The organism is Flavobacterium sp. (assembly GCF_043773265.1).
Lineage (GTDB): Bacteria > Bacteroidota > Bacteroidia > Flavobacteriales > Flavobacteriaceae > Flavobacterium.
In genome coordinates this window covers 1-11,557 of record NZ_JAYVFH010000259.1, presented here as the reverse complement: position 1 = coordinate 11,557, position 11,557 = coordinate 1, and the positions used below count along the sequence as shown (strand labels likewise).

5 protein-coding genes are annotated in these 11,557 nt (G+C 29.6%); 1 reads left to right on the top strand and 4 read right to left on the bottom strand.

The genetic code is table 11. The annotated features are described in order from the left end of the window. Window positions 1-93: 93 nt before the first annotated feature. Both ACH2BO_RS13815 and ACH2BO_RS13810 read right to left on the bottom strand, forming a co-directional pair. Window positions 94-2,898, bottom strand: a complete 2,805-nt coding sequence (locus ACH2BO_RS13815) for a triple tyrosine motif-containing protein (protein ID WP_395045315.1) — start codon at window positions 2,896-2,898, stop codon at window positions 94-96. Window positions 2,899-3,000: 102 nt separating this feature from the next. After that, the gene (locus tag ACH2BO_RS13810; RefSeq protein WP_395045314.1) at window positions 3,001-4,857 is read right to left on the bottom strand and encodes a T9SS type A sorting domain-containing protein; all 1,857 of its coding nucleotides are present in this window, start codon (window positions 4,855-4,857) and stop codon (window positions 3,001-3,003) included. A 403-nt stretch (window positions 4,858-5,260) separates the two neighbouring features. Here ACH2BO_RS13810 and uvrA point away from each other — a divergent pair, with 403 nt between their 5' ends. Continuing rightward, the gene (uvrA, locus tag ACH2BO_RS13805) at window positions 5,261-8,068 is read left to right on the top strand and encodes an excinuclease ABC subunit UvrA (protein ID WP_395045313.1); all 2,808 of its coding nucleotides are present in this window, start codon (window positions 5,261-5,263) and stop codon (window positions 8,066-8,068) included. 41 nt (window positions 8,069-8,109) lie between these two features. Here the strand turns inward: uvrA and ACH2BO_RS13800 are convergent, their stop codons facing one another. Continuing rightward, entirely contained in the window at window positions 8,110-11,352 is a 3,243-nt protein-coding gene (locus ACH2BO_RS13800) for a T9SS type B sorting domain-containing protein (RefSeq protein WP_395045312.1), read from the bottom strand. A gap of 69 nt (window positions 11,353-11,421) precedes the next feature. Continuing rightward, window positions 11,422-11,557 (bottom strand): T9SS type A sorting domain-containing protein (locus ACH2BO_RS13795; RefSeq protein ID WP_395045316.1); only part of this gene is annotated, 136 nt, incomplete at its 5' end.

Genomic DNA, 11,557 nt, shown 5'->3' with positions numbered 1-11,557 from the left:
ATTAAAAAAAAAGAATTACATATTGATTTTATTGTAATCGAAAACGTTTTTGTTGTGGCTTTGTATAGTTAATTTTAAGAAAACTGTATAGTATTATATAGATAGTATGTACTCAACAAGTCCTTGTTCGTGGGTTAACTCCATCTTTTTACGCAAACGATATCTTTTTATCTCAACACTTCTCACAGATATACTTAAAAGCGGAGCAATTTCTTTGGATGAAAGATTCAATCTAAGATAGGCACAAAGTCGCAAATCATTTGGAGTTAAAGAATTGTGAGCAAGTTTTACTTTCTTTAAAAAATCTTTATCCGCAGTATCAAATGCTTCTTTGAACACATTCCAAGTATCTTCATTTGAAATATTTTTATTAATTGTACTTATTACCGATTTTATACTTCTTGTTCCACCTTCAGATGAAGTTTCTTTTAAATCTTCTTTTATTAATGCTAGTAATTCATTTTTCTTTATCAAACTCATTGTAGAAACTGCAAGTTCACGACTCTTACTATCTACATCTTGTATAAGTTGTTCGTTCTTGAGTTTCATTATTTGTTGTTCTGTTTCTAATTCTTTAATTTCGAGTAACAAATTATTTTCTTCTATAAGTTTTTCTTCTTGAATTTTATAATAATTTTTATAAGCTTTGTTTATTCGATAAGCAATTATTGAAAATAAAATTAAATAAATTATCATTGCAAAATTAGTTGCATACCAAGGTTTTTGAATAGTAAAATTATAAACAGCGACATTTTCTGGAGTAGAATTTGCAATTTTGGCTCTAACTTTAAAAGTATAATCTCCTGGAGATAAATTTTTAAAACTCATACTTGTTTTTGTATTCCATTGGCTCCAATCTTCTTGAAACCCTTCTAACAAATATTGATATTCTGCGCTTATGTATTTATTATATTCTGGAACTGTGTAACTTATTGAAATATTATTTTGATCATATTTAAAACTACCAGAATCAGTAATCGAACAATTAATGGAATTTTTATTTAATTTATTACTACTAACATTTGAAATAGAAATGCTATAATTTCTAAAACTCAAGTCATTAATATTTATGGTGTAATAACCATCTGTTGTACCTATTAGGTATATATAATTAGTTAATTGGGTAATGTTTTCAAATCCCAACATAGAATTGGTTAACGAAGCAGGAATTGGTATCGAATTTTTTTTAAGTTTTGTGCTTAGTTTACTTAGAGAAAAATAATGAATATAATTTTTAGAAAAAAGCCATATTTTATTAGAATCATCAACAATCATTTTACCTGATGTATATTCATCTTTTTCAAAAACTGTACTTAATAAAGTATCTTTTTCAAAGTTTTTAGTTTGATTATTTAATTTGAATATTCCATCTTTGTATGCATAATAAATAGTATTGTTATACTTTGTTAATGAAGCGTTTTTTCCTTTTGTTGGGTTAGAAAAAGCTTTACTATTTAATGCTTTTTTATAATCTGAACTCAATTTAAACATAAAAACTCCTTTGTACTCGTGACTAACAAAGATTTCATTTGATTTATTGATTTCAAAATATCTTGAAGAATAATCAAAACCAGCAACTTTATTTCTAAAAACCCATTGATTGTTTACTTTTTCTAGTACAGAAATTCCTGTATAATTACCTTGAAGTAATAAATTTGGGTTATTATCAATAGTGTTAAATTTCCATGTTCCAGATTTAGAATATATATTTCTAGCAACTTCATTTTCAATAATAAATGTTCCCGAATCGTGTCCACAAAAAAGTGAGTTATCATTTTGAAACAATGACCAAACTTGTCCTTTCGTTCCTTTTATTAACTTAAATTCAGAATCACTTAAATATTTTTTATGAAACAATCCTTGATTTGTTCCAATATATAAGTTTCCTTTATGCAAAATTGTAGTGTAAACTGTACCTAAAATCCCTGTATTATCAGAATAACTTTTTACTGGCGATTGAAGATTGATACAATTAATTCCATTATCTAAACCAACCCACAAATTTTTATCCAAATCTTCAAACAAGGACAATGCAGTATTATTACTTAATCCTTTATTTTGAGCAATATGATATTTTATTTTACCAGTGTCGTTAAGTATGTATATTCCGTTTGAAACTGTTCCTATTGCTAGACTTCCATCAAATAATATTTGACTACTATAAACATTATCGGAAGTAAATTGACTATCTAAATCTGTTGGTATTTTTGATAAATTAGTATTTGAAAATTTAAATAAACCTTCTGATTGAGTTTGAATAAATAAACTTTCATCTTTATTAAAAACGGTAACAATTTTACTTTTTTTAAGGATTTCATTATCCGAAACCAATTTACTTTTACTGTTTTCAATTTCATAAAGACCTTCATTAATCACTTGAAAATAGATAGCATTATTAGTTCTAAACGACTTGGCAATATTGTTTTTTGGTGAAATTATTTTAAAATTATTTGATTTAGTATCATAGATATATATTCTACTTAATGATTGAAAAATTACCCAATGCTCATAATTTATTATATTCCAAAACTGCTCATCATCTAAAATTTTATTTTTAATTGAAGTGCTTAATGAATAGTATTTTAATTGTCCATTAGTTTCATGTTTCCAATAGCCAAATTCCATATAACATCCAGTGTATATCTTTTCATCTATAACTTTTACAGATCTAATAATGGTTTCGTTTGGAGAAGGATTTAATATCCAGTTTGAACCATTAAATTCTAATAATCCATCATTGTTTGCAAAAAAAATAAATCTATTTTTATCTTGAGAAATCATCCAGTTTTGATTTCCTGCACCATAAACAGCTGATGGATATTTCACAATTGGAGGTAAGTCTTGTGAAAGCCCAAATAAACTACTAAGAATCAATAAATAAGATAAATATTTAAACAATTTATATTGTATTTAATTTTTTAAAGGTACTATTTTTTGGAATTGGAACAAAAAAAACACGCTCAAATGAACGTGTTTTAATGTAAAGAATACAATAGTTGATTATTCCTTAATAAATTTCTTAGAAGAAGTAATTCCGTTAGATGATATTGTAACAAAATATACACCATTTTCTAATGAAGAAACATCTAAAGTAGTTTGTGTTGCAGTAACTGAAGCTTTTTGAACTTCTTGTCCTAATAAATTGAAAATTGAAATATTTTGAATTTCATTTAATGATTCAATTGTCAAGTTATTTTTTGTTGGATTTGGATACAAGTTAAAATTTGAAACATTAAAACCTTCAACAGCAAGACCGGTTCCATAACTTACATCATCAAAATAATATGTTTTTGCTCCAGCCGTAGCTCCAGTAGTTCCAAAATTAAAAAATATTGAAGCCATATTAAATGGAAATGCTGGATTAAATGCAGCAGTACCTGATGCTTGATTATTGAAATCAAACTCTATCGTTTCCCATGCATTTGCAACCGTAGTATTTGTTTGTGTTTCACATGATTGAGTTGGAATTCCAGAAACTTCAACTTTAAGTCGAACAGGAATATTTGCATCTGGAGACCAAACTCTTACGTACATTTTTCTATTTGTTGCAGTAAAAGGAATTGGAGAACTAAAACCACTATTTGTTCCTATTGTTGTACCTGCCCATAATTCAGCAGTTACCGTTTTATCTGATTTCATTACCATATTACTAGCATTTGTTGGATCAACTATTTTAGTTGAAGCATTTCCTCCAAAATCAGTAACTGTATAATTTACAGAAGATCCTTCAAATGTTACTGGTAAATTTATTTGTGACAAACAAGCATTTGGACATGAACCACCACAATCTATACCAGTTTCATCTCCATTTTGAATTCCATCAGTACACGTTGGAGTTACACCTTGTTTTGCTAATACAAAACGCCACCAACCACCACCAATTGATATATCAAGAGTCATTAAATTTGATGTCAAAGATGTAACAATATATGTTATTGAAGCTTGTGCGCCAGCTGGTGATGAAAGTTCTCCACCGTTATATACTTTAGCAAGTCCTAGAAATGCACCAACTCCGTTAAGAGTAATTGTATTTGCAGTGGTATTATGTGCCCAAGTAGCAGGATTTGAACCATTGTGTGGAGCAACTGGTGTACCGCAAGCATCTGTTCCACCTTGCCAACCTTCAATCCATGATTGAGTTCCTAAAACATTTGAAAAAGTACCATTTGCATTGAATATATATTCGTCATCAAAAAAACATGCTCTTGTTGTAACATCAGCTAAAGAATTTGAAAACCACTGAGTATCACCTTGACTAGGTCCAACTCCTAATGCAACAGCTTGAGGACTCATTTTCCAAGTTCCTTCAAGAGGAGAAACAACTATTTGTTTTTGTAAAACAAAACGCCACCAACCACCACCAATTGATATATCTAAAGTTAATAAGTTAGCAGTAAATGAAGTAACAGTATAAGTTATTGAAGCTGGTGCTGCAGCTGGTGAAGCAAGTTCACCTCCGTTAAATACTTTAGCTAGACCAAGAAAAGCTCCAATACCATTAAGTGTGATTGTATTAGCAGTAGAGTTATATGTCCAAGAAGCAGCGTTTGATCCATTATGAGGAGAAACTGGTGCACCACAAGAATCAGTTCCTCCTTGCCAACCTTCTATCCATGATTGAGTTCCTAATACATTAGAAAAAGAGCCATCAGCGTTAAATACATACTCATCATCAAAAAAGCATGCTCTAGTAGCAACGTCTCCAATAGAATTTGACCACCATGAAGTATCTCCTTGAGAAGGACCAACTCCTAGCGCAACAGCTTGTGGACTCATTTTCCAAGTTCCTTCAAGTGTTTGTGAATTTACAAATATTCCAGTAAAAAGGAAAATAAGTAGTAAAGTAATTTTTTTCATAATTATTTTTTGATTAAATGTTAAATCAAATGTAAATAATTTAAGTGTAATTGATTTTTTGTTTAACTATATAAAAACTATACAAATTTATTATTTACGAAAACGATTGAAATACTTAGTAAACTAAGTAATTTCAGCTTGTAAAGTATAAAAATGAATTAAAATTAATAAATGTTAATGTTGTGGTAATGTTAAGTTATAAATAATAAAAATAGACACATATTATACTAATAAAAGTTATGCAATTTATAGATATATTCAAAAAAAAAGCGCTTTAATAAGATTTGAGTTAAAAATTAATGTATTAATAATAAAAATTAAAATTAATATTGAAATCATTAAACTGATAAAGTTTTTTCTGATATTAGAAATGATTATCTTTGCAAAAAATCACTTCTATTTAATGATTCCAAAAGACATTTCAATTTTAGAGCCAAAAAAAAACATTCTAATAAAAGGTGCTCAAATTCATAATCTAAAAAAACTTGATGTAGCAATTCCAAGAAATAAGTTAGTTGTTATTACTGGACTTTCTGGTTCTGGAAAATCATCATTGGCATTTGATACTTTGTATGCCGAAGGTCAAAGAAGGTATGTTGAAAGTTTATCTTCTTATGCTAGACAATTTCTTGGTCGGCTTGACAAACCCAAAGTTGATTACATAAAAGGAATTGCTCCAGCAATTGCCATTGAACAAAAGGTAAATACTACCAATGCTCGTTCAACAGTTGGGACTTCTACTGAAATTTATGATTATTTAAAATTATTATATGCTAGAATTGGAAAAACAATTTCGCCAATTTCTAGTAATGAAGTTAAAAAAGATACTGTTACTGATGTAGTAAATAAAGTTAAAACATTAGAAATTGGAACTAAATGGTTACTCCTTGCTCCTATTTTCTTAGAAAAAGATAGAAAATTAGAAGATAAATTAAAAGCTTTATTACAACAAGGATTTGCAAGAATTTTAGTTGATAATGAAATGATTAGATTAGATACTTTATCAGAAGTAAAAACAAAACTAACTATTAAAAACACTTTATTAATAGTAGACAGAATTGTATTAAATGAAGAAGTTTCTGGAGATGAAGATTTTCATAATAGATTGTCAGATGCAGTTCAAATTGCTTTTTTTGAAGGAAAAGGTGACTGTTATCTTCAAGACGTTGATTCTAAAAAACGATTGGAATTTAGTTCTAATTTTGAGTTGGATGGAATGACTTTTCTTGAACCAAACGTACATTTATTTAGTTTTAATAATCCTTATGGTGCATGTCCTGTGTGCGAAGGTTATGGAAATATTATTGGAATTGATGAAGAGTTAGTAATTCCAAATACTTCACTATCAATATTTGAAAATGCAATTTTTCCTTGGCGTGGCGAAAGTATGGGTTGGTTTAAAGACGAATTAGTAAATAAAGCTTACAAGTTTGATTTTCCTATTCATAAACCTTATTTTGAATTAACCGAAGCTCAAAAAGACTTGGTTTGGAAAGGAAATCAATATTTTACTGGATTGAATGATTTCTTTAAAGAACTTGAAGAAAAAAATTATAAAATTCAAAATCGTGTTATGCTATCTCGTTATCGAGGTAAAACCAAATGCAACGTTTGTAAAGGAAAACGACTGCGTGTTGAAGCCAATTATATTCACGTTGGAGGAAAAACAATATCCGATTTGGTAGATTTATCTATAAAAAGATTGATTCCGTTTTTTAAAGACTTGAAATTATCAGATTATGATACTACAGTTGCCAAACGACTTTTAATAGAAATTAATAGCAGATTATCTTTTTTAAGTAACGTTGGATTGGATTATTTAACCTTAAACAGAAACTCGGCAACGCTTTCTGGTGGCGAATCGCAACGTATTAATTTAGCAACATCACTTGGTAGTAGTTTGGTTGGATCAATGTATATTTTAGACGAACCAAGCATTGGTTTGCATCCAAAAGATACTGAATTACTTATAGAAGTTTTAAAAAATCTTCGCGATTTGGGAAATACTGTAATTGTTGTTGAACACGACGAAGACATTATGAAACAAGCCGATATGATTATAGATATTGGTCCAGAAGCTGGAACTCATGGCGGACATTTAGTAGCACAAGGAACATTTGACGAAATCTTAAAATCTGATTCGTTAACTGCAAAATACTTGAATGGCGAAATGGAAATTAAAGTTCCTAGAATTCGTAGAAAATCGTCTTCTTATATTGATATTCTTGGCGCAAGAGAAAATAATTTACAAAATCTAGACGTTCGTTTTCCATTAGAATGTTTAACTGTAATTACTGGAGTTTCTGGAAGCGGAAAAAGTACTTTGGTTAAGAAAATATTATTTCCTGCCATTCAAAAAAGACTAGAAGGTGTAAGTGAAAAAGCAGGTCAATTTACTGATATGCAAGGACATTATCACAAAATCCACCATATAGAATATGTTGATCAAAACCCAATTGGAAGAAGTTCACGTTCTAATCCTGTAACTTATATCAAAGCTTATGATGACATTAGAGATTTGTATGCCAAAGAAAAGTTATCAAAAATTAGAGGATATTTACCAAAACATTTCTCTTTTAATGTTGATGGCGGACGATGTGAAACCTGTAAAGGCGATGGTTCTATAAATGTAGAAATGGTTTTTATGGCTGATGTAGAATTGCTTTGCGAAACCTGTAACGGAAAACGATTTAAAAAAGAAGTACTAGAAGTACAATTTGAAGGAAAAAATATTGATGACATTTTAACCATGACCGTTGATGATTCTATTGCATTTTTTAGTGAACACAAGCAAACAAAAATTATTCAAAAACTTCAACCATTGCAAGACGTTGGCTTGGGTTATGTGCAACTTGGGCAATCCTCTTCTACTCTTTCTGGTGGCGAAGCACAGCGAATAAAATTGGCTTCGTTTCTTGTAAAAGGAACTACAAAAGACAAAGCACTGTTTGTATTTGATGAACCAACAACAGGTTTACATTTTCACGATATTAAAAAATTATTGGCTTCGTTTGATGCACTAATCGATAAAGGTCATTCTATAATTGTAGTAGAACACAACCTCGATTTAATAAAATGTGCCGATTGGATTATAGATTTAGGTCCTGAAGGTGGTGAAAATGGCGGACAACTTCTAGCTGTTGGAACTCCAGAAGATGTGGCTCGAAATAAAGCTTCGGTAACTGGTAGTTATTTAAAAAATAAATTATAAAAAAAGAGTTCGCAGTTTTTAATGTTGCGAACTCTTTTTTTTTATCTTTTCATTGTAAAGTGACCTTTAAATATTTTTCCGTCTTCTCTGGTAACTACAAACCAATAATCTGTTGATGGTAAAAATTGACCATTGTAAGTTCCATCCCAACCAGCATCGCTTCCTTTAAATCCTGTAATTATTTTTCCGAAACGATCATAAATTTTAACATTCATATTAGGTTCGAAAGAAGAGAATCTAACATTCCAAACATCATTAAATCCGTCACCATTTGGAGTAAAGAATTTAGGATGCATTAATACATATACTTGTTGAAAAACGGTTCCACATTCGTTAATATCTCTTATATAAACTGTGTAAATTCCGCTTAATAATCCTTCAAAAACAGGACTTGTTTGGAATACTTCATTATCTAACGAATATTCATAAACTCCTAAACCATCAACAGTCACTGTTATAACATTTTGATTATCTGTCCAATCATTTACAACTATACTTGTAATAGTAGCAACACTAGATTTAACCACATTTATGGTTTCAGAAGTACTACAAGTCACCGTACCATAATCATAAGTTACTGTAACACTAAAAGTGCCAGAGTTAGTAACCAAAATTGTTTGAGTGTTTTGGCCAGTTGACCATAAATAACTATCAAATCCTGGACCAGCATCTAAAGTAATTGTTCCGCCATCGCAAATATTTCTTTCTTCATCTATATTTAAAACTGGTTTAGTCAATACAACCAAATCAAAATTTATTATAAATGGACAACCTGTAAGTCCTTGCGCTCTAACATAAATTGTTTCTGGACTTGAGATATTAGTATAATTTTGAGCAATTGGACTCAAACTATTAAAAGCATCTGTTTCAGAAATATAATAAGTATAAGTGTAAGTATCTGGTGGCAACAAAGCAGCAATTTCTGTAGTTTTATTTCCTAAATTAAACGATACAAAACCATCTGAATCATCATCACATTGAAGAAAATCTGAAATTGATAATCTAGTTACAGGATTTACATTTAATTCTAATTCTGTAGTTGAAAAACAGCCATTGGTAGATGTTGCTTTTACATAAACAGTTTGAGGATTAGATGTGTTTTGAAAACTTGTTGCTGGACTTATTGGAATATTATTAGTCAAATTTGACATTGATGTGTAAAATGTATAAACCAAAGTTGCATCAACTGAATTAAATTGTGTATTTGCTGTAGTTAAATTAAAATTAGCCGTACCATCTAGATTTGTAGCACAACTCGTTAACGTTCCTGCTACAACAACTGGTTTGTCATAAACATTTAATGTTAGTGAAGTTACTTGATAACAATTGGCATTATAAACTCTAACATATATTGTTTGTGGATTTGTAATGTTTGGATAATTTAAAAAATTTGTAATCGCATTTACATTATCGTTGGCATTGGCTTGAGTAAGATAATATGCAAATTGTGAATCAGTGCCAGCATATAATGTTGTATTAGCTGTAGTTAAATCAAATAGTAATGTATCATCAAAATCATCATCACAACCGTTTATTGTAGCAGTTGCAACTGTAAGTTGATCAAAAATTCTTAATGTTAATTGAATTACATCAGAACACGTTCCATTAACTTCAACTTTAACAAAAATCACTTGATTGTTTACAGTATTATTGAAATTAGTAACACCAGTTATTGGAATATTAGCTGACAAATCAGCCATTGATAAATAATAAGTATATGTTGCGTTGTCAATAGTTTCAATATCAGTTAGGTTGAAATTGCCAATAGTTGAACCAACTGTGCAAAGTTTTAACTCAAGATTATCTAAAGCCAAAACATTATAAACTGTAACTATAAATGGTATTCTTTCAGAAACGCAACCGTTAATATTAGTTTCTTGATAGTAATAAGTATATACAACTTCAGTACTTGAAGAATTAGTTAAAACTGGAGTTGTAAATGTAGGTGACGATGATAATAAAGTTCCACCAGAAGCAGCATCATACCAGTTTATAGTTGATGTTGGAGTTGTAACAGCTGCAAGAGGATTGTAACTTGTTGAACTGCCAGTACACAAAACATGATTAATCTCTGTTAGTGGTGATTGATATACTGCAGGATTTACTGTAAAAGTATAAGAAACAGGAACGCAATCTGACAAACCTGTAACGGTAAAAGTTGTAGCAACATTTGGCACAGTAAAAGTTACATTCTCACCATAAGGATTAGAAAAAAGAGCTTCTGGTTCCCAATGCCAAGTATTGTCTTCACCATTAAGTACAGACATGTTTACTACTTCGTTTTCACAAAAAGTATACGAAGTTGCATTTGTTAAAGTTTGAGTATTAATCTTTACTTCTGGCAAAGTTTGCGCTAAAGCAATTTGCAAATCACTTTGTTTTAAAATGTATGCTAATGCAAAACGTTTTGTTTCTCCTGGAGCAATATTTCCCAAGAAAAAAGATACTCCAATACCACAATCTGCAATATTTTGACCTGTGTAAGTATAATCTGAATTGTTTGTTTGGTTATGAATAACTTCAATTAAATCAGTTGAATTTGGTCTTAAACCTAGATTTATTATAAAAGGTTTAGCTCTACAATCTCTAGTTCCAAGTCCTAAATAACAATTTGGATAACTTAATCCTGTTGCTGAAACTAAAGTGTTATTGTTAGCATTTGGCAATTTATAAACTATAACATTAGTTGTTGTATAATCATCTGATAGTGTTACTTCATTATCTGGATCTAGTGTTCTAACATAATAAACATTTGACATTGGCACTGCTGTAGTATTTTGTAATTCAACTCTAATTACAAAATAAACATCATCAATTGGTACAATAGTTTTTTGCTTAACTGATAAACCATTTATTGCTCCTTCCCATATTGATACTTTATTTGTTCCTACGGTTGCAATTGAAATATTTGTACCAAAAGTTTCATTAATATTTGCTGTCCAATTATGATGAACAGCACCATTAAATTGAATTGAAAATCCTTCTTGAGGATCACCAGGATAGAAAAAATCGCCATAATAGTTGGGAGAACCAACTGTAAAACCATCTTTATCAGGATCGGCAACGAATCCTAAATTTCTTGCTGAACCTGAAGAACTCACTCTTGGATGGTATGATGCTGGAGCATATCCAGTTGTTCCATAAGTACCAAATTCATTTACACCAACCTCAACATGGTTTCCATTAAAAAATGCCTCGTTACTTATGATTTGAGAAAAAACTAAGCTATGAGAAAAAATTAATGCCAGTAAAAAAATAGCCCTAAAATATTTTATACTTTGCATATTATTATCTTATTAAATTAAATCTATTATAAAAGTAATAAATCTGTAATTAAAATAATACAAAAAAAGTTAATTTATTATAATTTTTTTTGTAATATTTTTTTTGTCTGTTTTTAAAACCGCCAAATAAACACCTTTTTGAAGAGTACTTACACTTACTTGTTCAAGTAAATTTGAGTTTTCAAAGTTTTTTTCTAAAACTGTT